This is a genomic window from Billgrantia sp. NRB1 (assembly GCF_056921725.1).
The window spans coordinates 1,203,096-1,229,592 of sequence record NZ_CM167783.1; the positions used below are offsets into that span (position 1 = coordinate 1,203,096).

Genomic DNA, 26,497 nt, shown 5'->3' on the forward strand with positions numbered 1-26,497 from the left:
ATGGCGACCCGAATCACCGCTTCGCGGCGCGACGACGGCATCCTGGTGCTGCAGATCAGCTGCCCGGAGCGGCGCAATATCCTCGACGAGGCGAGCTACGCGCAGCTGATCGAGGGGCTCGAGGCGGCCGAGGCCGATGACGGCGTCAAGGTGCTGATCATCACCGGCACCGAGAACTGCTTCACCGCCGGCAACGATCTGGCCAACTACCGGGCCCTGGCCGAGGCCGACAGCGTGCCGGCGATCACCTTTCTGCGGCGTCTTCACGCCTTCGAGAAGCCCGTCATCGCGGCCGCGGAGGGCATCGCCCTGGGCCTGGGCACCTCGATCCTGCTGCACTGCGATATCGCCTACGCTGGCAATTCGACCAAGTTCTACCTGCCCTTCACCCACTTTGCCTTGAGCCCCCTGGGGGGCACCACCTACCTGCTGCCCCGGCTGGCCGGCCACAAGGCGGCCATGCAGATGCTGATGCTGGGCCAGGCCTTCAGCGCGGCGGATGCGCGGGAGATGGGGGTGCTGACCGACACCGCGCCGGACGGCCGGGCCCTGGAGCAGGCCTTCGACGGTGCCGCCCGCCTGCTGGCCAAGCCGTTCGAGGCGCTGCTGGCCACCAAGGCGCTGATTCGGGAGGGGCAGGAGGCGTCGGTCCGCGAGGCCTTCGATCGCGAAGAGCGGGCGCTGCTCGAGCGCTGCCGCTCCGCCGAGGCCCGGGGCGCCATCGACGCCTTCTTTTCCCGCAAGTCGGGGCGCTAGTCCCGGCGGCGGCGCCTCTCTCGGCGCTGGGGGTCAAACCACGGGGGCATAGAGCCTGAGCTGGGTGTCGAGCAGCGCCGTGCCGTGCTCGACCAGGGAGAACTGGTCGTGGTTGCGCAGCCAGTCATGGAAGAGGCCGCCGAGCACTGCCTGCATCAGGCCGGCGGCATGCTCGGGGTCAAGATCCGAGCGCAGCTGGCCGAGTTGGGCGGCGGCCTTGAAGTACTCCGCCAAGGCCCCGCAGGACTCCTCGGCCATCTCGTTCTGCAGGGCCAGCGGGTCGATATCGCTGAACACCTCGCAGTGGTGCACCAGGATGGCGTAGACCCGCCGATAGCGTGGCTGTTCAAGGCGCTCGAAGCCGCGCAGGCAGGCCAGGCGCACCGCCTCCAGCGGCGCCTCGACGAGATCGCGCTCGTCGAGCTCGTTGACCAGCTCCTGGAAAGGCATGCGCACCCGGTTGAGCATCGCCTGAAAGAGGTCGGCCTTGTTCTTGAAGTGCCAGTAGACGGCACCGCGGGTCATGCCGGCGTGACGGGCGATCTGTTCCAGGGAGGTGCGCGCCACGCCCTTCTCCAGAAAGATGGCCTCGGCGGCGTCGAGCAGGGCCTCGCGGGTGGCGGCGGCTTCGGCTTTGGTCTTTCTGGCCATCGGTTCCTGGGGGCTAGGCGAGTGGTGCCGCCCATTTTACCCGAGTCAAACGGCGTTTACATGCATTTGTGTATGCTAAAGACCGCTGCTCGTCATTTGGCCACCGTCCGGGTATAAACAGGGGAACACTGTTCTGCCAGGAAGCTTGTATGGCGCGCGCCCCCTTTGACCTCGCCGGCATTCGCGTGAAGCCGGGTAACCGTACCCAGATCGACGTGCCGGTGGCGCGTCTCTACACCCATGCGCCCTTGCATATTCCCGTGGAAGTGGTGCATGGCCGCCAGGACGGCCCGGTGCTGCTGGTGTGCGGCGGCATTCACGGTGACGAGATCAACGGCGTGGAGATCGTGCGCCGGCTGCTGCGCTCGCGCCAGCTCCAGGGGCTGCGAGGCACCCTGGTGGCGGTGCCCATCGTCAACGTCTTCGGCTTCGTGCAGCACACCCGCTACCTGCCCGACCGGCGCGATCTCAACCGCTGCTTTCCCGGCAGTGAGTCGGGCTCCTTGGGGGGACGGGTGGCGACGCTGTTTCGCGAGCAGATCGTCGATCACGCCACCCATATCATCGACCTGCACACCGGGGCCATCCACCGCACCAACCTGCCCCAAATCCGCGCCCAGCTCGAGACGGGCAGCGAGACCGAGCGCATGGCCAACGCCTTCGGCGCGCCGGTGATCCTCAACGCCGAACTGCGCGAGGGCAGCCTGCGCCATTACGCTCAGACTCGCGGCACCCCGGTGCTCACCTACGAGGCCGGCGAGGCGCTGCGCTTCGATGAGTGGGCGATCACTCCGGGGGTGCGTGGGGTGCTGAGGGTGATGCGCCGGCTTGGCATGCTGACCGGCGAGCACCGGCGTCGCCAGCCGCCAGCGGCGGAGCTGGCCAACGGCTCCAGCTGGGCGCGGGCACCCATCGACGGCATCCTGCGTCCCAAGGTGCGCCTGGGCGCTCGCGTGGCCAAGGGCGACCTGCTGGGCAAGGTGGCCGACCCCTTTGGCAACGCCGAGGAGGCCGTGCGCACCGGCGCCGACGGCATCGTCATCGGCATGAGCCGCCTGCCGCTGGCCAACGAGGGGGAGGCGCTGTTCCATGTCGCTCGCTTCGACGCCATCGAGGAGGCGGAGAGCGCCATCGAGGACTTCCACTCCAGCCTTGAGCCGCCGCCCGACCCGCTCTACTAAGCGATTCAGGCCGTTTCGGCGGGCTCGCGCTCGGGCACGAGGCGCAGGGCGTCGTCGAAGACGCGCAGGCAGGCGCCGTCGAGGTGGCCGTGCTCGGAGAGGTGGCGGCGGAACTTGCGCCCTCCGGGCTGGCCCTGGAAGAGGCCGAGCAGGTGGCGGGTGATATGGTTGAGCTTGGCACCCTCCTCGAGGCGCCGGGCGATATAGGGCCGAAAGGCCCGTGCCGCCGCGTGGCGGCTCGTCGCCGGCCCCGGCTCGCCGTAGAGGGCTTCGTCCACCCCGGCCAGCAGCCAGGGATTCTGGTAGGCCTCGCGACCCACCATCACGCTGTCCACCCGATCGAGCTGCTCGCGACACGCCGCCAGGGTCTTGAGGCCGCCGTTGATGCCGATATGCAGCTCCGGCCGGCTCGCCTTCAGGCGGTGCACGCGCGGGTAGTTGAGCGGCGGGATATCGCGGTTCTCCTTGGGGGAGAGACCCTGCAGCCATGCCTTGCGGGCGTGCACGATAAAGACGTTACACCCTGCATCAGCCACTTGAGCGATAAAGCGCTCGAGGTCGGCGTCCTCGTCCTGGTCGTCGATGCCGATGCGGCATTTCACGGTGACCGGAATCGACACCGCCTCGCGCATCGCACGCACCGCCGCCGCCACCTTGTCGGGATGGCCCATCAGACAGGCGCCGATCAGGTTGTTCTGCACCCGATCGCTGGGGCAGCCCACGTTGAGATTGACCTCGTCATAGCCCCAGGCCTCGGCGATGGCCGCGCACTCGGCGAGCTCGCCGGGATCGCTGCCGCCCAGCTGCAGCGCAATGGGATGCTCCACCTCGTCATAGCCGAGGAAGCGCTCCCGCGGGCTGCCGTGGAGGATGGCGCCGGTGGTGACCATCTCGGTGTAGAGCAGGGCGCGGCGGGTCAGGGTGCGGGCGAAGGCTCTTTGGTCCCTTGTCGTCCAGTCCATCATTGGGGCGATAGAGAACGTCCTGTCCAGCGCGGGGCGCGGGGTGTCGGTATTCATGCGTGTGGTGGCGGCTGCTTGGTGTGTCATGGGGAAGAGAGCGGCAGTTTCTCATAATTGGCTGGGTTGCGCATCGCTCGGCGCTGGTAGTCGATCCAGGTCGGGGCGGGTGTATGGCAAGCTTCATCTCATACTGGGGATCGCCGACGTCTGCTAGGTGTGCCTGGCCGCCATGGGTCATCGTGCTCCCGCACATCTATGCTATCTACTCAGGACAGAGGCGTATGGCCGCCATCCGCGGCGGCCGACGATTCCCCCAGCACTTGGAGGTGGCAGATGGCTGACCGCAAGCAGCAGCTGACGCAGCTGCGTGATGAGCTGATCGAGCGAATTGAACGCTACCGGGCCCATAAGGAGCGTCGCGGTGGGCCACTCGACAAAGATATCGAAGAGCAGGCCGTCGAGGTGCAGAACGACGACGTGGTGGATGGTCTCGAGCGTGAGGCCGAGGAGGAGCTCTCTCTGGTAATGCGTGCCCTGGCTAGGCTCGAGGCGGGAGAGGGCGATGCATGCGAGCGTTGCGGCGAGCCGATCGACCCCCGCCGGCTGGAGGTGCTGCCCTATACCACCGTCTGCGTGGTGTGCGCCGAGCCTTGAGCGATTCCCGGGCCCAGGCGCCGGGCCCGTGCCCCCCTAACTGTCGCTCCCCTTCGTGCGGAAGTATGGCGGCTGGCCGTGAGAAACGCTGCTGATTCGGCTTCTTGGTGCGTTGGGGCGAACCGTTGGCAGCAGTGATAGTCTAGAAGGCCATCGAGCGGTTTGGAGGAATCCATGAAGGCTAGGCGTCGACTGACCTGGATCGGGCTGGTAGCCCTGTTGGCACTGGCGGGCTGTGGCGGTAACGACGGTGATGCGGCTGACACGGAGGCGGCGAACGGAGACGCAGAGGCCCAGCCCCAAGCCGCGGAAGCGTCCGTTGAGCCGGCGACCGAGCCTGACGTGCCGCCGTTCGATGTGCCGGTGATGATTACCGCCTCGGCATCACTGCAAACGGATCGTCGCTTGCTGGTGGAAGGTGAGACCAATCTCCCGGAAGGCGCGCGGTTGCTGATCGTGGTGGAGCGGGAGCTGAGCGGCGTGCGCTGGCAGTCGCGCACCAACGTCGAGGAGGGGCGTTTCCGGGTTGGCCCCCTGGGGCCGGGCAGCGGGTTGCCGGACGGTGGCTACGCCATTACCGTCAGTCTGCCTGAAGCCAGCGTACAGCCGGCCAGCGTGCGCGAGCGTATTGGCGATGAGGGCGAGCACTTGAGCGGCCCGCTGGTGCAGGCATCGCGCCACGGGCTAGGGCAGGTGGCGAGCTATTCTCGGCGCTATCTGATTGGCAGCGAACCGCGCCGCACTACCGATAGGGTCGAGGTGCTGGAAGTGGAGTAGGCAGAGCCGGTTGGGGTCGGCGTTCAGCCGACCTCCGGTCGCCACCGCGCCAGCATTTTTCCGACCAGCCGGTCGGTCGCTTCCAGCGGCTGCCGCTGACGTGACAGCGTCGACTCGCCGCTACACAGCAGCTCACCGCCTTCACCCTGTTCCAACTGGCCGATGAACAGGCCGTCCAGCCCCTCGATCAGATAGCGCCCGGGATGGTCGAAGGTGTCCGTGGGGCCGATAGCGGCGAGATCGCCGTCGGCCAGGAACTCGAAGCGCTCGCCAGGGCCCGGGGTAACCAGGTAACAGTCGCCACACCAGTCCATGCCGGGTAGCAGGTGGCTGTGCAGGGTGGCACGATGGGCAGACGGGTCGAGCCAGGGCAGCGCGGACTGACCCAGCAGCAGTAGCGGCGTCGGTGGCGCCGTGTCATCGCCTTCGAGCAGGCGGCTGAGCGGACAGCCGAGCGCCTCGGCCAGGGCCACCAGACGCTCGTGGCCAATCTGCTTGATCGCACCAGACTCCCAGTACGAGATCGTGACATCGGATACGCCGACCTTGCGGGCCAATGCGGCCTTGTTGAGGTTGGCCTGTAGGCGTAGCTGTTTGATGCGCGGGCCGAGTGACTTCATCCCATCATCCTGGCGAAATTGTTAAGACAAGGGATCGTCATTCATCCCCATGAATTGTGCAAATACAGTCGGTCAACGATGAGATAACATATGTGTTGATCGCGATATTCGGGTGTTGTGCTACCAGGCGATGGGATCGCCGCGCCAGTCCCAGAAGCTGCCGCTCTCCTCGGGGCGGCGCTCGCCGATGACCGCCAGTAACCGCTCGGCGACGAAGTTCGGCGAGAAGAGCCGGTCACGGGGAACGCGAGCCTGAAAGGGGCGGGACAGCCGGGTATCGGTGGTGCCTGGGTGCAGACATAGTACGGTGGTGGCGGGGTTGAGGCGCCTGAGTTCCACCGCGGCGGTCTTCATCAGCATATTGTGGGCGGCCTTGCTGTCCCTCCTGGGTCAAAGCGTCCCATGTTGACTCCGGGGGAGCCGGTTGATTCCCCACGGCGGCTGCCCGGTGGGTGTCAGGTGCGTATAATGCGAACAGGCTCATCTCCCCAACGGATAAGGACGACATGACCGTACGTACTCGTATTGCGCCGTCACCCACCGGCGACCCCCATGTGGGCACCGCCTATATCGCTCTGTTCAACCTGTGCTTCGCCCGTCAGCGTGGCGGCCAGTTCGTGCTGCGCATCGAGGATACTGACCGCGTGCGCTCCACCGCCGAGTCCGAGCAGATGATTCTCGACTCCCTGCGCTGGCTGGGCCTTGAGTGGGACGAGGGCCCCGATGTCGGCGGTCCCCACGGCCCCTATCGTCAGAGCGAGCGCGGCGATATCTATGCTGAGTACGCGCGCCAGCTGCTCAGCAGCGGCCACGCCTTCAAGTGCTACCGCACCAGCGAAGAGCTGGACGAGCTGCGTGAGGCGCGCAAGGCGGCGGGCATGCACCTGGCCCTTAAGCCCTCCGACCTGGCCCTGCCCGCCGATGAGCAGGCCCGGCGCGAGCGCGAGGGCTGGCCGTACGTCGTGCGCATGCAGGTGCCGGCCACCGGCACCTGCGTGATCGACGACATGCTGCGCGGCCCCATCGAGGTGGACTGGGCCCAGGTCGATGCCCAGATCCTGCTAAAGTCCGACGGCATGCCCACCTATCACCTGGCCAATGTGGTGGATGATCACCTGATGGGTATCACCCATGTGCTGCGCGGTGAGGAGTGGATCAACTCGGCCCCCAAGCATCGGCTGCTCTATGAGTATTTCGGCTGGGAAATGCCGGTGCTGTGCCACATGCCCCTGCTGCGCAACCCTGACAAGTCCAAGCTGTCGAAGCGCAAGAACCCCACCTCGATCAACTACTATCGGCGCATGGGCTTCCTGCCCCAGGCGGTGACCAACTACCTGGGGCGGATGGGCTGGTCGATGCCCGACGAGCGCGAGAAGTTCAGCCTCGATGAGATGATGGCGCATTTCGACATCCAGCGGGTGTCGCTTGGCGGGCCGGTATTCGATCTGGAAAAGCTGACCTGGCTCAATGGGCTCTACATCCGCGAGGATCTGGACGACCAGGCCTTTCTCAAGGCGCTGATGGAGTGGGCCTTCAACGAGCGTTATGTCGGCCAGATCCTGCCCCAGGTGCGCACCCGCGTGGAGACGCTCTCCCAGGTGGCACCGCTGGCCGGCCACTTCTTCTCGGGACTGCCTTCGATCAGTGAGGAGAGCTTCGACGGCGTCAAGCTGGGTCGCGAGGATCTGCTCAAGCTGCTGCAGTTCCTGGTGTGGCGCTTCGAGGCGGTGCCCGCCTGGCATAAGGAGGTGCTGCTCACCGAGGTGAAGACACTGGCTGGCCACTTCGATCTCAAGATGAAGGACTTCCTGGCGCCGGTGTTTATCGCCATTACCGGCTCCACCGCCAGCACCTCGGTGATGGATGCCATGGCGATACTTGGCTCCGATATGACTCGGGCACGGCTCCGTCACGCCATCGAGGTGCTGGGCGGGGTGTCCAAGAAGCAGGCCAAGCGGTTCGAGAAGGAGTACCGTGAGCTCGCCTGATGCAGGTGTAGGCGTGACAGCGCTTGACAGTAGCGGGGCGAATCAGTAACATACGCCCCGTCTTCACGAGACATGTGGGGCCTTAGCTCAGCTGGGAGAGCGCGACACTGGCAGTGTCGAGGTCAGCGGTTCGATCCCGCTAGGCTCCACCATATCTTCGTCTTGTGCGGCGCTGCGTCCCATTCGTCTAGTGGTCTAGGACACCGCCCTTTCACGGCGGGAACAGGGGTTCGAACCCCCTATGGGACGCCACCTTCATTTCTGCGCGGCTGTCGGGTCCTGCCGTCAGCGCGAATACCGAGACGCCGATGGCGTCTTTTTTTGTCGCTGCTTGCGCCTCACCCCGGGGCGCAGGCGCTGCGTGAAAACTCCATTGAAGCGCCGAATTTTCACCGCTTAGCGCTTGACTTGTCCACTCGTTCGTCGTTTCCCGCCCTGTGCCCCTTGGCGCCGGGGGTAACTGGCCGTGCTCGCGGGCTTTTCTTATAAGTCCTTTATATTCAATGACTTAAATCTGGTCAAAAAATAAACAATCTAAGGGCAGGCCGCTGATCATGGCGATTTGAAGGCCTTTTCTCGTAGTTGTGAACAGCTTTATCCACAGAATGTGTGGAAAACGCCGAGCAGCCTCTGGGTGTGGGTAATTGGCGGGGCTGGATGCCGGCGGCCGGCGCCGGCATCCCCGGTTTCAGGCACGAAAAGCGCGCAGCCGTCTGAGCAGAGAAGAGGTGTCCCAGCGGCTGCCGCCCATGGCCTGAACGTCGGCATAGAACTGATCGACCAGGGCGGTCACGGGGAGTCGCGCCTGGAGTTGGCGAGCCTGCTCCAGGCAGATGCCCAGGTCCTTGCGCATCCAGTCCACGGCGAAACCGTGGTCGTACTCATCGTCGATCATGGTGCGGTGGCGGTTCTCCATCTGCCAGGAGCCGGCTGCCCCCTTGGCGATGACGTCCACCACGCGCTGCTGGTCGAGGCCGGCCTGCTCGGCAAAGTGCAGCCCCTCGGCCAGCCCCTGGACCAGGCCGGCGATACAGATTTGGTTGACCATCTTGGTGAGTTGACCGCTGCCGGCGGCACCCATCAGCGTCACCGCGCGGCCGTAGTGGGCGAGCACCGGTTCGGCGGTGGCGAAATCCCTCTCCGTCCCGCCGCACATGATGGTCAAGGCGCCGTTCTCGGCCCCCTGCTGGCCCCCGGAAACCGGGGCATCGATAAAGCCGATGCCGTGCTCGCGGCAGGCGACATCGAGCGCCTCGGCAAGCTCGGCCGAGGCCGTGGTGTGGTCCACCAGCAGGCTGCCCTCCGCCATGCCGGCGAGGGCGCCGTGCTCGCCCGTGGTGACCTGGCGCACGTCGTCGTCGTTGCCCACGCAGACCAGCACCAGATCGGCGCCGGAGGCAGCCTCCTGGGGAGTAGGGTGGTGGCTGCCGCCGTGCTCCTGGGTCCAGGCCTCGGCCTTGGCAGCCGTGCGGTTATAGACGCGTACCTCGAGGCCGGCCCTGGCCAGGTGGCCGGCCATCGGGTAGCCCATTACGCCCAGGCCGATAAAGGCGACCGTCGAAATTGTCTGGCTCATCCTGCTTTCCCTCGTGTTGGAATGTTGTTTCCACGCATCTTGCAAGACGCAGAAAGCCGCCCAGGGGCGGCTTTCCGTTTGCGCTGCGGCCAGTGCCGCTTCCTGCCGCGGTTACTTGGCAGGGTAGTCGCGCTGGGAGTGGCCAGTGTAGAGCTGGCGCGGGCGACCGATCTTGTAGCTCTCGCTGAGCATCTCGTGCCAGTGGGAGATCCAGCCGATGGTCCGCGACACCGCGAAGATCACCGTGAACATGTTGGTGGGAATGCCCATGGCCTTGAGGATGATGCCGGAATAGAAGTCGACGTTGGGGTAGAGCTTGCGCTCAATGAAGTACTCGTCCTCCAGGGCGATCTGCTCCAGGCGCTTGGCGATCTTGAGCTGCGGGTCGTCGGCCATGCCCAGCTCGGCCAGTACCTCGTCGCAGGTCTCCTTCATCACCTTGGCGCGGGGGTCGAAATTGCGATAGACGCGGTGGCCGAAGCCCATCAGCTTGAACGGGTCGTCCTTGTCCTTGGCGCGGTCGACGAAGCGCTGGATGTTCTCCTCGGACTCGTCGCCGATCTCGTCGAGCATCTTCAGCACCGCCTCGTTGGCGCCGCCGTGGGCCGGGCCCCATAGCGCGGCGATCCCGGCGCTGATGCAGGCGAAGGGGTTGGCGCCGGTGGAGCCGGCCAGGCGCACCGTGGAGGTGGAGGCGTTCTGCTCGTGGTCGGCGTGCAGCATGAAGATGCGGTCCATCGCCTTGGCGTAGACCGGGTTGATTTTGTACTCCTCGCAGGGCGTGCTGAACATCATGTAGAGGAAGTTCTCTGCATAGTTCAGGTCGTTGCGCGGGTAGTTGAACGGCTGGCCCACGTTGTACTTGTAGGACATCGCGGCGATGGTCGGCATCTTGGCGATCAGGCGAATGGCGCTGATCACCCGGTCCTCCTCCTGGGTGATGTCCATATGGTCGTGGTAGAAGGCCGCCAGGCCGCCGACCACGCCGCACATGATCGACATCGGGTGAGCGTCGCGGCGAAAGCCCTTGAAGAAGTTGTTGATCTGGTCATGGACCATGGTGTGGTTGCTGACCCGGGACTCGAAGTCGGCATACTGCTCGTCGTTGGGCAGCTCGCCGAACAGCAGGGTGTAGCAGAGCTCGACGAAGTTGGATTCCTTGGCCAGCTGGTCGATGGGATAGCCGCGATGCAGCAGCACGCCCTTGCCGCCATCGATATAGGTGATGGCGGACTGGCAGGAGGAGGTGGCCATGAAGCCGGGGTCGTAGGTGAAGAGGCCCTCGGCGCCGAGGCCGCGAACGTCGATCACGTCCGGGCCCAGAGTGCCGGAATAGATCGGCAGCTCGATCGACTTGTCCAGGCCGTCTACCGTCAGCGTCGCTTTCCTGTCAGCCATGAAAGGCCTCCTCTCGAGTTCGTTGTGGGACGAAAAATCGGTATTTCGCTGAATACGCCGGCGAAAAGGTCCGCCCACTATAGAAGCGTTCCCGGGATTGTCAATTAGCCCATGGTGCGGGCGTTGTTGTGCAGTAAGCTGCTTGGTGTATAGTTATTTGTATAAGAAATGGTGCCGTGCGGCATGAGTCCCCCGGATGGCGGCGCCTGCCCGGCATCGGCTTGCCAGGCCGGGAAAATGACCGCGGTGGCGGGCTTGCACCATGGTCGAGTACCGGGGGTGTTCATTTGTCACCGGGGGTTCATGTCCCTATAATCCACTCCGCGCGACTGGCAGGTACTCGTTGTCATGCCCGTCCCGGCAGCGGCGAGCCCCCTACCTCAAACCACCGCTCGCTTCGGCCAGCCCGACCGGCCGAGCAGCGAGCCAAGAGAGTGTGTATAGAGCCGTGAATAGCAAACGACCCGTCAATCTCGATCTCACCACGATCCAGTTCCCACTTCCCGCCCTGACGTCGATCGCCCATCGGATCACCGGCGTCATCCTCTTTATCGGACTCATTTTTGCCTTCTGGGCCCTCGATAAGTCGCTCTCGTCGCCGGCCGGCTTTGCCGCGGTGAGCGATGCGCTGGCCAACAATGTGCTGGCCAAGCTGATCGCCTGGGGCCTGCTGTCGGCGCTGGCCTTCCACTTCGTGGCGGGCATCAAGCACCTGCTGATGGACGCCGATATCGGCGTGACCCTCGAAGGCGGTGTCAAGAAAGCGCAGATCACCGTGGTGGTGAGTGCGGTCCTGATCATTCTCGCGGGAGTCTGGGTATGGTAACCAATATCACAAGCTTCGGTCGCAGCGGCCTGTCAGACTGGCTGATTCAGCGAGTCTCGGCGGTCATTCTGGCCCTCTATACGCTGTTCATCGTTCTCTATCTGCTCTTCAATCCGGGGCTCGACTACGCCACCTGGAGCGGCTTGTTCGCCCAGACCTGGATGCGCATCTTCTCGCTGCTGGCGCTGCTCTCCATTGCCGCCCATGCCTGGGTCGGTTTGTGGACCGTCACCACCGATTATCTCAAGTCGACCGGCGTCCGCGTCGGCGCCCAGATCGTCATCATCCTGGCCATCTTCGTGTTTCTGGTCTGGGGCATTCAAGTTCTGTGGGGAGCCTGATACATGTCAACCATGCGTAGTCTGACGTTCGACGCCATCATCATCGGCGGTGGCGGCTCCGGCCTGCGTGCCGCCCTCGAGCTGGCCAAGTCCGGCAAGAAGACCGCGGTGCTGTCCAAGGTCTTCCCGACCCGCTCGCACACCGTCTCCGCCCAGGGCGGGATTACCTGCGCTATCGCCTCCGCCGATCCGGGCGATGACTGGCGCTGGCACATGTACGACACCGTCAAGGGCGGCGACTACATCACCGACCAGGACGCCGCGGAATACATGTGTTCCGAAGGCCCCAAGGCGGTCTTCGAGCTCGAGCACATGGGGCTGCCATTCTCGCGCTTCGACAACGGTCGCATCTACCAGCGTCCCTTCGGCGGTCAGTCCAAGAATTTCGGTGAGGGCGGCCAGGCGGCCCGCACCTGTGCGGCGGCCGACCGGACCGGTCATGCCTTGCTGCATACCCTTTACCAGAACAACCTGAAGAACAACACCACCTTCCTCAACGAGTGGTTCGCGGTGGACCTGGTCAAGAACGCCAACGGCGATGTGGTGGGCTGCATCGCCATGTGTATCGAGACCGGCGAAGTGGTGCACGTCAAGTCCAAGGCCACGGTCATGGCCACCGGTGGGGCGGGGCGCATCTATGCCTCCACCACCAATGCCCTGATCAATACCGGTGACGGCATCGGCATGGCGCTGCGCGCCGGCTTCCCGATGCAGGACATGGAGATGTGGCAGTTCCATCCCACCGGCATCTACGGGGCGGGCGTACTGGTCACCGAGGGCTGCCGCGGCGAGGGTGGCTACCTGGTCAACAAGGATGGCGAGCGGTTCATGGAGCGCTATGCCCCCAACGCCAAGGACCTGGCCGGTCGCGACGTGGTGGCGCGCTCCATGGTCATGGAGATTCTCGAGGGCCGCGGCTGCGGCGAGAATGGCGATCACGTCTTCCTCAAGCTGGATCACCTGGGCGAAGAGGTGCTCAACAAGCGCCTTCCGGGGATCAGCGAACTCTCCAAGATCTTTGCCCACGCCGATCCGACCGAAGCGCCGATCCCGGTGGTGCCGACCTGCCACTATATGATGGGTGGCATCCCCACCAACGTTCACGGCCAGGCGATCATGCAGGACGCCGACGGCAACGATCAGATCGTCAACGGTCTGTTCGCCTGCGGTGAAGCGGCCTGTGTTTCCGTGCACGGCGCCAACCGCCTGGGCGGCAATTCGCTGCTCGACCTAGTGGTATTCGGCCGTGCCGCCGGCATGTTCATCGAGGGGGCGCTCAACGAGGGCATCGACTACCTGGACGCTTCCGAGTCCGACATCGACTCGGCCATGAAGCGCATCACCCGCTGGAACGATTCCAGCGGCGGCGAGTCGGTGGCCGACCTCAAGAGCGAGCTGCAGGGCATCATGCAGAACGCCTTCGGCGTCTTCCGTCAGGAGGACAACATGCAGGAGGGGGTCAAGCAGCTGGCCGACCTGCGCGGTCGCATCGCCGAGGCGCACCTGGTCGACAAGTCCGGCGCCTTCAACACCGCCCGCGTCGAGGCCCTCGAGCTCGACAATCTGATGGAAGTGGCCGAGGCTACCGCCATCGCGGCCCTGGAGCGCAAGGAGAGCCGTGGCGCCCACTCTCGCTACGACTATCCGGACCGTGACGATGTCAACTGGCTGAAGCACTCCATGTACTTCCCGGCCGAGAAGAAAGTCGGCAAGCGCGACGTGAACTTCAAGCCGAAGACCGTCGACACCTTCGAGCCGAAAGTCCGTACCTACTAAGGGGAGTCACGATGTCCATGCTTCAGGTATCCATCTACCGCTACAACCCGGAAACCGACTCCGCGCCTTATATGCAGGAGTATCAGGTGGACACGCAGGGCCGCGATCTGATGGTCCTCAACGTGCTGGAAATGCTCAAGGCCCAGGACACCACCCTGGCCTACCGTCGCAGCTGCCGCGAAGGCGTGTGCGGCTCCGACGGCATGAACATGAACGGCAAGAACGGCCTGGCCTGCATCACCTCGCTCTCCCAGGTGGTCAAGGACAACAAGCTCACGCTGCGTCCGCTGCCCGGCCTGCCGGTGGTGCGCGACCTGGCGGTCGACATGGGGCTGTTCTATAAGCAGTACGAGCGCATTCAGCCGTATCTGCAGAACGACGAGCCGGCGCCGGCCATCGAACGCCTGCAGTCACCCGAGGAGCGCGACAAGCTCGACGGCCTCTACGAGTGCATCCTGTGCGCCTGCTGTTCGACCTCCTGCCCGTCGTTCTGGTGGAACCCGGATAAGTTCGTGGGGCCCGCCGGCCTGCTGCAGTCCTACCGCTTCCTGGCCGATTCTCGCGATACCGCGACCCAGGAGCGCCTGGCCGAACTGGAAGACCCGTTCAGCGTCTTCCGCTGCCGGGGGATCATGAACTGCGTGGCGGTCTGCCCCAAGGGGCTCAACCCCACGCGGGCGATCGGTAAGATCCGCGAAATGCTGCTGGCCAATGCCACTTAAATCGTGGCCAAGGGCTTGCTATCATGGCCGCCGGTCGACGGCCGCGACACAGCGTCGCGGCCGGGTAGCAGCGCAGCACAAGAGCCGGCGCCCTGGGTGCCGGCTCTTGACCATGGGATTCAGGGTTTCCGGCCTGGCGGCCGGAACCGCCGGAGATAAGACGCCCTTCCGGCAGGGCACCAGCCAGGCCGCCGCGGCTGGGCCGTGACGGCGCCGATAACACCCCCATCAGTGCAGGGTGACCGAGAGATGCAACAAGGCATAATGGAGTTGATGTGGAACAGCTCCCATGTGAGCGGCAGCAACGTTCACTATGTGGAAGCGCTCTACGAGCAATACCTCGCCGACCCCGGTTCCGTCCCCGACGAGTGGCGAACCTACTTCGATCAGCTGCCGATTCCGGATGGCGGCTCCTCCCACGATGTTCCTCTGAGTCCCGTCCGCGAACAGTTTCACCAGCTGGCTCGCGCGCGCCGGACAGCCTCGACAGCCGCGGTCGGTAGCGGTGAAAACAAGAAGCAGGTCAAGGTGTTGCAGCTGATCAACGCCTATCGCTTCCGGGGCCACCAGAAGGCCGACATCGATCCGCTCAAGCTGCGCAGCCAGGTCCCGGTTCCCGACCTCGACCTCTCCTTCCACCAGCTCTCCAAGGCCGACCTGGATACCGAATTCCAGACCGGCTCCTTCTTTCTGGGGATGGACAAGGCACCGCTGCGCGAGATCATCGACGCCCTGGAGCAGACCTACTGTCGCTCCATCGGCTGCGAGGTGATGCACATCGTCGACACCGAGGAGAAACGCTGGCTGCAGCAGCGCTTCGAGTCGGTGCGCAGTGCCCCGAAGTACAGCGAAGAGGTGCGCAAGCACCTGCTGGAGCGTCTCACCGCCGCCGAGGGCCTGGAGAACTACCTGGCCTCCAAGTATCCCGGTACCAAGCGCTTCGGCCTGGAGGGCGGTGAGTCCTTCATCCCCATGATGGATGAGTTGATCCAGCGGGGGGGCGGCTACGGGGTCAAGGAGGTGGTGATCGGCATGGCCCACCGAGGCCGCCTGAACCTGCTGGTCAATATCCTCGGCAAGAACCCGTCCGAGCTGATCGACGAGTTCGATGGCAAGAAGCTGGTCGAGCGCGGCTCCGGCGACGTCAAATACCACCAGGGCTTCAGCTCCAACGTGATGACGCCGGGCGGTGAGGTGCACCTGGCGCTGGCCTTCAACCCCTCCCACCTGGAGATCGTCTCGCCGGTGGTCGAGGGCTCGGTGCGCGCCCGCCAGGATCGGCGCAGCGACAGCGCCGGCGACAAGGTGTTGCCGATCAATGTGCACGGCGATGCGGCCTTCGCGGGTCAGGGCGTGGTCATGGAGACCTTCCAGATGTCCCAGACCCGCGCCTACCGGACCGGTGGCACCATCCACGTGGTGATCAACAACCAGGTCGGCTTCACTACCTCGAACCCCCTGGACACTCGCTCCACCGAGTACTGCACCGACATCGCCAAGATGGTCCAGGCGCCGATCTTCCACGTCAACGGTGACGACCCGGAGGCGGTGCTGCATGCCACCCAGGTGGCGCTCGACTATCGGCAGCAGTTCAAGCGGGACGTGGTCATCGACCTGGTCTGTTATCGCCGTCGTGGCCATAACGAGGCCGACGAGCCCTCCGGCACCCAGCCGATGATGTATCGCAAGATCAAGGAGCATCCCTCCTCTCGGACCCTGTATGCGCAGCGCCTGGTGGACCAGGGTGTGCTCTCCGAGGAAGATGCCAAGGCGATGGTCGAGACCTACCGCGAGGACCTGCTGGCGGGCAACCACGTGGCCAACGCCCTGGTCCAGCAGCCCAATACCTCGCTGTTCGTCGACTGGAAGCCCTACCTCGGCCATGAGTGGACCGGCTATGCCGATACCCGCGTCGAAATGAAACGCCTGCAGCGCCTGGGTGCCCGGATGTGCGAGATCCCCGACGGGGTCGGTGTGCAGCGCCAGGTGGCCAAGATCTACGAGGATCGTCGCAAGATGCAGGCGGGCGGCCTGGCGTTGAACTGGGGCTTTGCCGAGACGCTGGCCTACGCCACCCTCCTCGACGAGGGACACCCGGTGCGCATCACCGGCCAGGACGTAGGCCGCGGGACCTTCTCGCACCGCCACGCGGTGGTGCATAACCAGAAGGACGGCAGCGTTTACGTGCCGCTGCAGCACATGGCCGACGGTCAGCCGCAGTTCACCATTCATGATTCCTTCCTCTCCGAGGAGGCGGTGCTGGCCTTCGAGTATGGCTATGCCACCACGGCCCCCAACGACCTGGTGATCTGGGAAGCGCAGTTCGGCGATTTCTTCAACGGCGCCCAGGTGGTGGTCGACCAGTTCATCTCCTCCGGCGAGACCAAGTGGGAGCGACTGTGCGGCCTGACCATGCTGCTGCCCCACGGCTATGAGGGCCAGGGGCCGGAGCACTCGTCGGCGCGCCTGGAGCGCTTCCTGCAGCTGTGTGCCGAGCACAACATGCAGATCTGCGTGCCCACCACGCCCGCGCAGATCTTCCATCTGCTGCGGCGCCAGGTGATTCGCAAGCTGCGAAAGCCTCTGGTGGTGATGTCGCCGAAGAGCCTGCTGCGTCACAAGGAGGCGGTCTCCAGCCTCGATGACCTGGCCAATGGCAGCTTCCAAATGGTGCTGCCCGATCAGGCCAACCTCGAAGCCGAGAAGGTCGAGCGGGTCATTCTCTGCGCCGGCAAGGTCTACTACGACCTGGCTGCCTGGCGTGAAGAAAATGGCCGCCACGACACGGCCATCCTGCGCATCGAGCAGCTCTACCCCTTCCCCAAGGAGGAGCTCTTCGAGGCGCTCAAGGGCTACGCCAACCTCGAGACGCTGGTCTGGTGTCAGGAAGAGCCGCTCAATCAGGGAGCCTGGTATCCGAGCCAGCACCACATGCGCGCCGTTGCCGACATGCTCAAGGACGGTCTGGGCGGCGAGCTCAAGTTTGCCGGTCGTCCGGCCTCGGCGGCGCCGGCCTGCGGCTACATGTCAGTGCATACCGAACAGCAGCGACAGCTGGTGGAAGACGCCTTCAACCTCTAGGCCTTCTGCCGGGACGAGAGAGAACATACAAGGGAAACGACATGGCTACCGAGATCAAAGCGCCCACCTTTCCGGAGTCCGTTGCCGAGGGCAGCGTAGCGGCATGGCACAAGAAGCCGGGCGACAGCGTCGAGCGCGATGAGCTGCTCGTCGAGATCGAGACCGACAAGGTGGTGCTCGAGGTGCTGGCGCCCGAGGCTGGCACCCTCTCCGAGGTGATGGCCGAGGAGGGCGATACCGTGGAGTCCGAGCAGGTGCTGGGCAAGATCGGCGAAGGCCAGGCCAAGGGCGGTGACCAACAGGGCGCTGCCAAGGCCGGTCAAGGCGCCGACAAGCAGAGCGATGCCAAGGCGGCCGACAAGAAGCGTGACGCCAAGGCCGACGCGCCGGCGGCCGGCGGTGGCAAGACTCACCAGGTGAAGGCGCCCACCTTCCCCGAGTCGATTCAGGAAGGCACCGTGTCCACCTGGCACAAGCAGGTCGGCGAGGCGGTCAAGCGCGACGAAGTGCTGGCCGACATCGAGACCGACAAGGTGGTCCTCGAGGTGGTGGCGCCCGCTGACGGCGCGCTCAGCGAGATCAAGGCCGAAGAGGGCAGCCAGGTCGAGTCAGAGGCGGTGCTGGCAACCTTCGCCGAAGGTGCCGGTGGCGATGCCAAGGCCCCTGCCGCCGCGGCCTCCGCCGATGATGGCGCCAGCGACGAGAAGGTGGGCGACAAGATCCTCGCCCCGGCGGCGCGTAAGCTGGTGGCCGAGCACGACCTCGACGTCAGCAAGATCGAAGGCACCGGCAAGGGCGGTCGCATCCTCAAGGAGGACGTGCAGAAGGCGGTCAAGGACGGCAGCGCCAAGAAGAGCGCCAAGCCGGCCGCTGCCCCCCCGCAGGCCGCCGCTGCGCCGGCCGTGGAGGGGGAGCGCCCCGAGAAGCGCGTGCCCATGAGCCGCTTGCGCCAGACCATCGCCAAGCGCCTGGTTCAGGCCCAGCAGACGGCTGCCATGCTCACCACCTACAACGAGGTGGACATGGGCGCGGTGATGGATCTGCGCGCCCAGTACAAGGACACTTTCCTGAAGGCCCACGACGTCAAGCTCGGTTTCATGGGCTTCTTCGTCAAGGCGGCCTCCGAGGCGCTCAAGCGCTTCCCCGACGTCAATGCCTCCATCGACGGCACCGACATCGTCTATCACGGCTATCAGGATATCGGGGTGGCGGTGTCCACCGACCGCGGCCTGGTGGTCCCGGTGCTGCGCGATACCGATAGCATGAAGATTGCCGATGTCGAGAAGGGCATCGTCGATTTCGGCAAGCGCGCTCGCGACGGCAAACTCGGTATCGACGAGATGCAGGGCGGCACCTTCACCATTACAAACGGGGGAATCTTCGGCTCACTGATGTCGACGCCGATCATCAACCCGCCGCAGACGGCCATCCTGGGGATGCACAAGATCCAGGAACGACCCATGGCAGTGAACGGCAAGGTCGAAATTCGTCCGATGATGTACCTGGCAGTCTCCTATGACCATCGCATGATCGATGGCAAGGATGCCGTGCAGTTCCTGGTGACCATCAAGGAGCTGCTGGAGGACCCGGCCCGACTGCTGCTGGATATCTGAGCGACGCACGACCCTACGGACTCAAACGCGAACCGATCAACAGGAAGAACCACATGGCCGATAAATATGATGTGATCGTCATCGGCGCGGGCCCCGGCGGCTATGTTGCCGCCATCCGTGCTGCCCAGCTGGGGCTGAAGACCGCCTGCGTCGAGAAGTGGATCGGCAAGGAGGGCAAAGTGGTCTTCGGCGGCACCTGCCTCAACGTGGGCTGTATTCCCTCCAAGGCGCTGCTCGAGGCCTCGCACAAGTTCGTCGAGGCCAAACACGATTTCGCCGACATGGGCATCCAGGCGGGCGACGTCAGCATGGACGTCAAGAAGATGATGGCCCGCAAGGACAAGATCGTGAAGAACCTCACCGGCGGCATCGCCGGGCTGTTCAAGGCCAACGGCGTGACCGGCATCGAGGGCACCGGCAAGGTGGTGGGTGCCAAGCAGGTTGAGGTCACCGATCAGGATGGCAAGTCGACCACCTACGAAGCCGAGAATATCGTGATCGCCGCCGGCTCCGTGCCCGTGGAGATTCCGCCGACCCCGCTTACCGAGGGGCTGATCGTCGACTCCACCGGCGCCCTGGAATTCCAGGAGGCGCCGAAGCGGCTGGGCGTGATCGGTGCCGGCGTCATCGGTCTGGAGTTGGGCAGCGTGTGGAGCCGACTGGGCTCCGAGGTCACCATGCTCGAGGCCATGGACAGCTTTCTGCCGATGGTTGATACCGCCATCGCCAAGGAGACTCAGAAGCTGCTCAAGAAGCAGGGCCTGGACATCAAGCTGGGTGCCCGGGTCACCGGCTCCGACGTCAAGGGCGAGGAGGTGCTGGTCAAGTACACCGACGCTGACGGCGACCAGGAGATGACCTTCGATAAGCTGATTGTCTGCGTGGGTCGCAAGCCCTATACCCAGGGCGTGATTGCCGATGGCGTCGGCGTGGGCCTGGACGAGCGCGGCTTCATCCATGTCGACGACCAGTGCCGTACCAGCGTGCCGGGCGTCTATGCCATCGGCGACTGTGTGCGCGGCCAGATGCTCGCCCACAAGGCCTCCGAGGAGGGCATCATGGTGGCGGACATCATCGCCGGTCATAAGGCCGAGATGAACTACGACGCCATTCCCTGCGTGATCTATACCTTCCCCGAGGTGGCCTGGGTCGGGCTGAACGAGCAGGAGGCCAAGGCCAAGGGCATCGAGGTCAAGACCGGCAGCTTCCCGTTTGCGGCCAGCGGCCGGGCCATGGCCAACAATGCCACCGAGGGCCAGGCCAAGATCATCGCTGACGCCGAGACCGACCGGGTGCTGGGCATGCACATCGTCGGCCAGCACGCCGGCGAGATGATCGCCCAGGGCGTCATCGCGCTGGAGTTCGGCTCCAGTGCCGAGGACCTGGCGCTGACCTGCTACGCGCACCCGACCATGTCGGAGGCCGTCCACGAGGCGGCGCTGGCGGTGGAAGGCCACGCCATCCACATGGCCAACCGCAAGAAACGCAAGTAAGTCAGCTCGCCTATCGTTACAACAAGCGCCACCCTCGCGGTGGCGCGTCGTACCCGGCGATGTATCGGGTGCGAACGGGGGCGACCCGGAACAGCCCGCCTCAGGTGGCCTTTTCGCGGTTGCCGTTCGAGTCACATGCAACCAATGGCATGAATCGATGAACCTTCACGAGTATCAGGGCAAACAGCTGTTTGCCGACTATGGTCTGCCGGTATCCAAAGGCTTCGCCGTCGACACCCCCGAGGAAGCGGCCGAGGCCTGCAAGAAGATCGGCGGCGACATGTGGGTCGTCAAGGCCCAGGTGCACGCGGGCGGCCGCGGCAAGGCCGGTGGCGTCAAGCTGATCAAGAGCCCAGAGGAGGCCAAGGCCTTCGCCGAGCAGTGGCTGGGCAAGAACCTGGTGACCTTCCAGACCGACGAGAACGGTCAGCCGGTCGCCAAGATCCTGGTCGAGAACTGCACCGACATCGCCAACGAGCTCTACCTGGGGGCCGTGGTCGACCGCACCACCCGCCGCGTGGTCTTCATGGCGTCCACCGAGGGTGGCGTCGAGATCGAGAAGGTCGCCGAGGAGACCCCTGAGAAGATCCTCAAGGCCGAGATCGACCCGCTGGTGGGCGCTCAGCCCTACCAGGCGCGCGAGCTGGCCTTTGCTCTGGGCCTCAAGGGCGACCAGGTCAAGCAGTTCACCAAGATCTTCCTGGGCCTCTCCCGCCTCTTCCACGAGAAGGATCTGGCGCTGCTCGAGATCAACCCGCTGGTGATCACCGACGAAGGCAACCTGCACTGCCTGGACGCTAAGCTCGGCCTCGACGGCAACGCCCTGTATCGTCATCCGGATCTCCAGGCCATGCGTGACCCCTCTCAGGAAGACGCCCGTGAAGCCGAGGCCGCCGAGTGGGATCTCAACTACGTGGCGCTGGAAGGCAACATCGGCTGCATGGTCAATGGCGCTGGCCTGGCCATGGGCACCATGGACATCATCAAGCTCAACGGCGGCCTGCCGGCGAACTTCCTGGACGTGGGCGGCGGTGCCACCAAGGAGCGCGTGGCGGAAGCCTTCAAGCTGATCCTCTCCGATGATTCCGTCAAGGCCGTGCTGGTCAACATCTTCGGCGGCATCGTGCGCTGTGACATGATCGCCGAGGGCATTATCGGGGCCGTCGAGCAGGTCGGCGTGAACGTGCCGGTCGTGGTGCGCCTGGAGGGGAACAACGCCGAGCTGGGTGCCGAGAAACTGGCCTCCAGCGGTCTGAACATCATCGCTGCTACCAGCCTGACTGACGCGGCACAGCAGGTCGTCAAAGCGGCGGAGGGCAAGTAATGAGCATCCTGATCGACAAGAACACCAAGGTCATCTGCCAGGGCTTCACCGGTGGCCAGGGGACCTTTCACTCCGAACAGGCGCTCGCCTACGGCACCAAGATGGTCGGCGGCGTGACGCCGGGCAAGGGCGGCCAGGAGCATCTGGGCCTGCCGGTGTTCAACACCGTCAAGGAAGCGGTCGACAAGACCGGCGCCGAGGCCAGCGTGATCTATGTGCCGGCTCCGTTCTGCAAGGACTCGATCCTGGAAGCCGCCAATGCCGGTATCAAGCTGATCGTCTGCATCACCGAGGGCATTCCGACCCTGGACATGCTGCAGGCCAAGGTGAAGTGCGACGAGCTCGGCGTGCGCCTGATTGGTCCCAACTGCCCCGGCGTGATCACCCCGGACGAGTGCAAGATCGGTATCATGCCGGGCCATATCCATCAGCCGGGCAAGGTCGGTATCGTGTCGCGCTCCGGCACCCTGACCTATGAAGCGGTCAAGCAGACCACCGATCACGGCTTTGGCCAGTCCACCTGCGTGGGCATCGGCGGTGACCCGATCCCGGGCTCCAACTTCATCGACATCCTCGAGATGTTCGAGCAGGACCCCAAGACCGAGGCGATCGTGATGATCGGCGAGATCGGCGGCACCGCCGAGGAAGAAGCCGCCGCTTACATCAAGGCCAATGTCTCCAAGCCGGTGGTCTCCTACATCGCCGGTGTGACCGCGCCTCCGGGCAAGCGCATGGGCCATGCCGGTGCGATCATTTCTGGCGGCAAGGGCACCGCGGACGAGAAGTTCGCCGCCCTGGAAGACGCCGGTGTGAAGACCGTGCGTTCCCTGGCCGAGATCGGCGATGCGCTGAAGGAAGTGACCGGCTGGTAAGTGCCGCCGCGCCCCCGCGTCATCCTGCAAAGAGCACCTTCGGGTGCTCTTTGCGTATCGGCGACCGGTGAGGAGGCCTCAGCCTGCCGCCAGCCAGCGGTTGCGGCCCTGGCGCTTGGCTCGCAGCAGGGCCTCGTCGGCGCGCTGGAGGGTGCGTTCGTAGCCGTCCGGCGGGTGATGCTGGGCGACTCCGACACTGGCGGTGATCCGCAGGCATTCGCCGTCCTGACGAATATCCAGGTGACGCATGCGGTTGCACAGCCGATTTACCAGTGGCTGGGCCTGCTCGAGGGTAGTCTCCGGCAGGATCACCAGGAATTCTTCACCCCCCCAGCGACCGCAGTGGTCGCTGGTCCGCAGGGTTGCCTGCAGGGTCTCGGACAGCAAGATCAAGGCGCGGTCGCCGGCCTCATGGCCGAAACGGTCGTTGATCCGCTTGAAGTGATCGATGTCGAGCATCGCCAGGGTGAAGGGGCGGTGATGCCGTTCACTGGTACCGATCAGCCGTTCCAGGTGCTCGTGCAGCAGGCGACGGTTGCCCAGCCCGGTCAAGGGGTCGTAATGCGATTCATTGCGCAAGGCCTCGTTGCGCTCGCTGAGCAGCGCCTGATAGCGGTCGGCGATGCGCGACAGCTTGCGCTGGCGTCGTAGCTGACGCTCCAGCGCATGGCGCGTCGCATGGAGGTCATCCTGGGCGGTGCGCTGGAAACCGTCGGCAATGCCGATCAACCGCTCCAGGCGGCGTGCCTGCTCCAGGTGGCTCCGAGTCAGCCGCTCCAGCGCCGAATACAGCGGATGCGCCCGGTAGCTCGGCTCGGCGAGCAGGGCCTCCACCTCAGCGAGCAGGCGTTCCTCTTCCGGACGGTTCACGGGGACACCTGGTCTGGGGTGATGGCGAAGTCGAAGGTGCAGTCTTCCTTGAACTCTTCGGCCAGCTCGGCGATTCGCTCGTTGCGTTCGTCGTAGTGCCAAACCACCCGTACCTGGCGTCCCGCCTGGTGGGCGTCTTCGAGCATGTCAAAGATATCCATCATCGCCTTCACCGAACTGGTGTTGAGGTAGATGAGTTCCAGATCAAGCGTCAGCGGATGGGTGGCGTCGGCCAGGAAACGTTCCGTCCAGTCGATGACCTGGGTGAAGAGCTCGTAGGAGTTCTCCGGGTAGGAGTCCCCCTGCATGCTGAGTCGTCCTGCCTGCCAGCTGGCCTGGATCGCCGGGGTCGACTGGCTGCCAGGAATAGTCAGATCGTGAGTCATGGGCATCGAGGTCGGGTCAGATAGTAGCCGTCAGGCTAAAGAAACCTTGCCCAGAAGGCAACGCTTGAAGTACGGGGTCCAGCGGCTTGCTTGACTTGCGAGCCATGTCGAGCAGGCCCAGGCCCGCGCCGCTGATGGCCTGTTCATCGCGGGGGCGGCGCAGTTGCTGCTTGTAGGCACGCTTGAGTTCGCCGGCATCGAGGTGCGCCAGCTCGTTGACCATCTCGACCAGCCGCCGTCCATCCGCCATCTCCACGAGGTTGCCTGCCGAGACCAGATAGCGCCCCGCCTCATCCCGGGCTACGGCGATAGTCGCGGTGGCCTGCTCGTCGCTATACCCCTGAGCCTTGGCATAGTGTCGGATGTTCTGGGTCATTTCGATGTACACCGCGAACACATCCATGGCAGACGAAGGAGGCGTTGGCTGGCCCTGCAGGTAGTTGCGCAGGGCATTGCCGATCTCCTCGATCAGGCTGCGCGAGATGGGGCCGTTAAAGCAGAGCATGATCTGCTGTTGCAGGTAGCTTTCACGAAGGGACAACAGGTCCATGACGGGTCTCCGTGGGTCATGTGGCCGCCGGGGGAGGGGCGGTCGGTCTGGCATGAGGGTCGTCCGGCTCGAAGCGGAAGCTGACCAGGGTAATGTCGTCACGCTGTGGGTGTGGGCCGCGATAGGCATCCAGCTCCGCCTCGAAGGCGGTGGCTTGCGCTGCCATCGGGGCCCGGGCATGGCGTATCAGCATTGCCTCGAAGCGGCGGTTGCCGAAGCCGAAGCCGTGCTCGCCTCCCGCCTGATCGAGAAAGCCATCGGTGCACAGCGTGTAGGTCCAGCCGCGCCTGAGCGTCAGCGTCTGGTTGTGAAAGGGCTCGGGGCGCTTATGGCCGAGGGCACGTTTGCCGGCCGGATAGATCTCGAGTCGCTCGCCGTCGCTGGTATAGAGTGGCAGCTTGGCGCCGGCGAAGGTCATCCGGTCGCGGTGGGGCTCGACCCATACCAGGGCGGCGTCCATGTGGGTGGCAATGGAGCGGGGCAGGGTGTCACGGTGCAGTGTGGCGCGGTTCTGGCGATCCATCTCGTCGAGAATGGCGGCCGGGTCGTGCGGGCCGGCTCGCAGGATGGCGTGATCGACGATGGCGCGGGCCAGCATGGTCATTAGCGAGCCGGGAACACCGTGGCCGGCGCAGTCGATTACCCCCACCAGGAAGCCCTGCTGGTCAGCGCGGAAGACATAGATGTCACCGCCCACCTGATCACGCGGCCGCCACACCACCGCATGTCGGTCGGCCAGGTGGTGATCGAGCTGTCCGCGCGGCAGGATGGCGCGCTGGATGATGCTGGCATACTCCAGTGAGGCATCCACCTGCCGCCGGGCGCGTCGCATCTCGTCATTGGCCTGTTCGAGATCGCGGGTGCGTTGGCGGACCTTCTCCTCAAGCCGCTGGGTATGGTCGGCCACCTGGTCGGCCATGTCGGAGAAGGCGCGCGAGAGCGCCCCGATCTCATCGAAGCGGTCGGTGGGCAGTCGTGGCGCATAGTCGCCTGCGGCGATGGCCTTCGCGGAGAGCTGCAGCCGGCCCAGGGGCGCGAGGATCAGGCGATGGGTGGCATAGGCGAAGGCCGCCGTCAGCAGCGCCAGCAGCAGGCCGAGCCCGCCGACCAGCGGCCACAGCCAGCGGCTGTCGAGCACCGCGGCGGATTGCAGGTCCAGGGCGGTGACCAGAAACCACTGTAGCTCTGGAATGTAGCCGACGGAGAGCAGACGCGGCTCGCCCTCCAGTTCCACGTCCAGGGCGACGATGTGACCGGGGCGACGCATGGCGTCATGGAGGGCTTTACGGACGTCATCGCGCTGGGCGGTCGGTACCATCGCGTGTAGGCGTTGGCCCGATGGCGTGGCGGATGGCGTATGGGCCGCCTCCGGATGATCGAGGTATGTCCTGTCGGGATGGGCCTGCAGGGTGCCACGTGCGTCGACAATCATCGGCGTGAGCCCGGGAGCACTGTCACGAAGGAAGCGGTTGAGGAACTGGCCGAGGTCGATGCCGCCACCGGCCAGCCCCAGCGTCTCGCCGTTGTCGCGCACCTTGACGTTGACCCAGATCATCGCTCGCTCGAGGGTGGGGTCGGCATTGACGCTGATACGGTAGGTGGAGGTGCTCGACATGGTGTCGAAGTACCAGCTGTCAGCCGGCGCCTCGGGGGAGAGTCGGTGCTGGGGGGCCAGCTCCCCGTTGGGCGAGCCGTCGCCGACGTAGCGGTCGCCCGTGGCGTGATCGATGACAAAGTAGGCGTTGCTAGCGAACTGCTGTCGATAGCCCTCTGCCTCGTCCAGAAAGCGGGCGCGGCGCTGCGGGTCCTCGGGGGTGCGCAGCCACTCGCGCGTCACCACGGACCCGGCAAAGCGGCGCGAGAGAGCCAGCTCTCGGGAGACGGGGGCGATGACGCGCTGCATCTGCAGCAGGGTATACTGCTCGGCGTAGGCGCTGGCGAAGTGGCGCCGCACCTCATCCACGGCCTGCCAGCCGATCAGCAGCGCTGGGATCAGAGCGATTAGGCAGGCCAGCAGCAGCGCCAGGGTGGACTGGCCGCGAAGCCCCAAGCGTTTAGCCATTTCCCTGCGTCTCTTGAG

Annotated in this window: 23 protein-coding genes, 2 tRNA genes and 1 pseudogene; 16 read left to right on the forward strand and 10 right to left on the reverse strand. The window is 64.9% G+C overall.

All coding sequences use genetic code 11. The annotated features are described in order from the left end of the window. Entirely contained in the window at positions 1–756 is a 756-nt protein-coding gene (locus ACZIYR_RS05440) for an enoyl-CoA hydratase-related protein (RefSeq protein WP_473032757.1), read from the forward strand. A gap of 33 nt (positions 757–789) precedes the next feature. On the opposite strand, the gene ACZIYR_RS05445 is transcribed toward ACZIYR_RS05440, so the two are convergent. After that, positions 790–1,407, reverse strand: a complete 618-nt coding sequence (locus tag ACZIYR_RS05445) for a TetR family transcriptional regulator (RefSeq protein ID WP_473032758.1) — start codon at positions 1,405–1,407, stop codon at positions 790–792. Positions 1,408–1,556: 149 nt separating this feature from the next. Between ACZIYR_RS05445 and ACZIYR_RS05450 the strand changes: the two genes are divergently transcribed. Then, positions 1,557–2,588: a succinylglutamate desuccinylase/aspartoacylase family protein gene (locus ACZIYR_RS05450; protein WP_483528495.1), complete on the forward strand. Its 1,032-nt coding sequence runs from the start codon at positions 1,557–1,559 to the stop codon at positions 2,586–2,588. A 5-nt stretch (positions 2,589–2,593) separates the two neighbouring features. Here the strand turns inward: ACZIYR_RS05450 and dusA are convergent, their stop codons facing one another. Next, positions 2,594–3,607: a tRNA dihydrouridine(20/20a) synthase DusA gene (gene dusA / locus ACZIYR_RS05455; protein ID WP_483528496.1), complete on the reverse strand. Its 1,014-nt coding sequence runs from the start codon at positions 3,605–3,607 to the stop codon at positions 2,594–2,596. A gap of 276 nt (positions 3,608–3,883) precedes the next feature. Here dusA and ACZIYR_RS05460 point away from each other — a divergent pair, with 276 nt between their 5' ends. Both ACZIYR_RS05460 and ACZIYR_RS05465 read left to right on the forward strand, forming a co-directional pair. After that, a complete protein-coding gene (locus tag ACZIYR_RS05460) occupies positions 3,884–4,204 on the forward strand; it encodes a TraR/DksA family transcriptional regulator (protein WP_483528497.1) in 321 nt (106 codons plus the stop codon). A gap of 174 nt (positions 4,205–4,378) precedes the next feature. Then, positions 4,379–4,981, forward strand: coding sequence for a hypothetical protein (locus ACZIYR_RS05465; protein ID WP_473032761.1), 603 nt, complete (start codon positions 4,379–4,381; stop codon positions 4,979–4,981). A gap of 23 nt (positions 4,982–5,004) precedes the next feature. Here the strand turns inward: ACZIYR_RS05465 and ACZIYR_RS05470 are convergent, their stop codons facing one another. Beyond that, positions 5,005–5,601: a helix-turn-helix domain-containing protein gene (locus tag ACZIYR_RS05470; RefSeq protein WP_473032763.1), complete on the reverse strand. Its 597-nt coding sequence runs from the start codon at positions 5,599–5,601 to the stop codon at positions 5,005–5,007. A gap of 120 nt (positions 5,602–5,721) precedes the next feature. After that, positions 5,722–5,985: pseudogene (locus tag ACZIYR_RS05475) on the reverse strand (Rossmann-fold NAD(P)-binding domain-containing protein); the annotation flags it as partial. Between the two features lie 122 nt (positions 5,986–6,107). On the opposite strand from ACZIYR_RS05475, the gene gltX reads away from it, so the two are divergent. The 3 genes from gltX (at position 6,108) to ACZIYR_RS05490 (ending at position 7,841) form a co-directional block, all read left to right on the forward strand. Beyond that, entirely contained in the window at positions 6,108–7,589 is a 1,482-nt protein-coding gene (gene gltX, locus ACZIYR_RS05480; protein ID WP_473032764.1) for a glutamate--tRNA ligase, read from the forward strand. A 76-nt stretch (positions 7,590–7,665) separates the two neighbouring features. Then, a tRNA-Ala gene (locus ACZIYR_RS05485) sits at positions 7,666–7,741 on the forward strand. Positions 7,742–7,765: 24 nt separating this feature from the next. Further along, positions 7,766–7,841: transfer RNA gene (locus ACZIYR_RS05490), tRNA-Glu, on the forward strand. Between the two features lie 436 nt (positions 7,842–8,277). On the opposite strand, the gene ACZIYR_RS05495 is transcribed toward ACZIYR_RS05490, so the two are convergent. Both ACZIYR_RS05495 and gltA read right to left on the reverse strand, forming a co-directional pair. Then, a complete protein-coding gene (locus ACZIYR_RS05495) occupies positions 8,278–9,210 on the reverse strand; it encodes an NAD(P)-dependent oxidoreductase (RefSeq protein ID WP_483528498.1) in 933 nt (310 codons plus the stop codon). Between the two features lie 66 nt (positions 9,211–9,276). Beyond that, positions 9,277–10,563, reverse strand: a complete 1,287-nt coding sequence (gene gltA / locus ACZIYR_RS05500) for a citrate synthase (protein ID WP_473032766.1) — start codon at positions 10,561–10,563, stop codon at positions 9,277–9,279. Positions 10,564–11,011: 448 nt separating this feature from the next. Here gltA and sdhC point away from each other — a divergent pair, with 448 nt between their 5' ends. The 9 genes from sdhC (at position 11,012) to sucD (ending at position 22,611) form a co-directional block, all read left to right on the forward strand. Further along, a complete protein-coding gene (sdhC, locus tag ACZIYR_RS05505) occupies positions 11,012–11,389 on the forward strand; it encodes a succinate dehydrogenase, cytochrome b556 subunit (protein WP_238976561.1) in 378 nt (125 codons plus the stop codon). Then, positions 11,383–11,730: a succinate dehydrogenase, hydrophobic membrane anchor protein gene (gene sdhD, locus ACZIYR_RS05510; protein WP_473032768.1), complete on the forward strand. Its 348-nt coding sequence runs from the start codon at positions 11,383–11,385 to the stop codon at positions 11,728–11,730. Before sdhC ends, sdhD begins: the two co-directional genes overlap by 7 nt. Positions 11,731–11,733: 3 nt before the next feature. Beyond that, positions 11,734–13,506, forward strand: coding sequence for a succinate dehydrogenase flavoprotein subunit (gene sdhA, locus ACZIYR_RS05515; RefSeq protein ID WP_473032769.1), 1,773 nt, complete (start codon positions 11,734–11,736; stop codon positions 13,504–13,506). 11 nt (positions 13,507–13,517) lie between these two features. Next, positions 13,518–14,228 carry a succinate dehydrogenase iron-sulfur subunit gene (locus ACZIYR_RS05520; RefSeq protein WP_483528499.1) on the forward strand — a complete coding sequence of 237 codons (711 nt, stop codon included), beginning with the start codon at positions 13,518–13,520 and terminating at the stop codon, positions 14,226–14,228. Between the two features lie 249 nt (positions 14,229–14,477). Then, on the forward strand, positions 14,478–17,309 hold the full coding sequence (locus ACZIYR_RS05525) for a 2-oxoglutarate dehydrogenase E1 component (protein WP_483528500.1): 2,832 nt from the start codon (positions 14,478–14,480) through the stop codon (positions 17,307–17,309). A gap of 41 nt (positions 17,310–17,350) precedes the next feature. Further along, the gene (gene odhB / locus ACZIYR_RS05530; RefSeq protein WP_483528501.1) at positions 17,351–18,922 is read left to right on the forward strand and encodes a 2-oxoglutarate dehydrogenase complex dihydrolipoyllysine-residue succinyltransferase; all 1,572 of its coding nucleotides are present in this window, start codon (positions 17,351–17,353) and stop codon (positions 18,920–18,922) included. A 53-nt stretch (positions 18,923–18,975) separates the two neighbouring features. Further along, positions 18,976–20,415, forward strand: a complete 1,440-nt coding sequence (lpdA, locus tag ACZIYR_RS05535; RefSeq protein ID WP_473032770.1) for a dihydrolipoyl dehydrogenase — start codon at positions 18,976–18,978, stop codon at positions 20,413–20,415. 157 nt (positions 20,416–20,572) lie between these two features. After that, entirely contained in the window at positions 20,573–21,739 is a 1,167-nt protein-coding gene (sucC, locus tag ACZIYR_RS05540) for an ADP-forming succinate--CoA ligase subunit beta (RefSeq protein ID WP_473032771.1), read from the forward strand. Then, on the forward strand, positions 21,739–22,611 hold the full coding sequence (gene sucD / locus ACZIYR_RS05545; protein WP_483528502.1) for a succinate--CoA ligase subunit alpha: 873 nt from the start codon (positions 21,739–21,741) through the stop codon (positions 22,609–22,611). The genes sucC and sucD overlap by 1 nt, the downstream gene beginning before the upstream one ends. A gap of 78 nt (positions 22,612–22,689) precedes the next feature. Here sucD and siaD read toward each other — a convergent pair whose 3' ends face one another. From siaD to siaA, 4 genes are read right to left on the reverse strand one after another with little or no spacing between them, the layout of a single operon-like run. Next, a complete protein-coding gene (siaD, locus tag ACZIYR_RS05550) occupies positions 22,690–23,481 on the reverse strand; it encodes a biofilm regulation diguanylate cyclase SiaD (RefSeq protein WP_483528503.1) in 792 nt (263 codons plus the stop codon). After that, positions 23,478–23,867 carry a biofilm regulation phosphoprotein SiaC gene (siaC, locus tag ACZIYR_RS05555; RefSeq protein WP_483528504.1) on the reverse strand — a complete coding sequence of 130 codons (390 nt, stop codon included), beginning with the start codon at positions 23,865–23,867 and terminating at the stop codon, positions 23,478–23,480. The genes siaD and siaC overlap by 4 nt, the downstream gene beginning before the upstream one ends. A 16-nt stretch (positions 23,868–23,883) precedes the next feature. Next, positions 23,884–24,417, reverse strand: a complete 534-nt coding sequence (siaB, locus tag ACZIYR_RS05560; RefSeq protein ID WP_473032775.1) for a biofilm regulation protein kinase SiaB — start codon at positions 24,415–24,417, stop codon at positions 23,884–23,886. A 16-nt stretch (positions 24,418–24,433) separates the two neighbouring features. Then, complete coding sequence (siaA, locus tag ACZIYR_RS05565) at positions 24,434–26,479, reverse strand: biofilm regulation protein phosphatase SiaA (RefSeq protein WP_483528505.1); 2,046 nt, start codon at positions 26,477–26,479, stop codon at positions 24,434–24,436. Positions 26,480–26,497 lie beyond the last annotated feature (18 nt).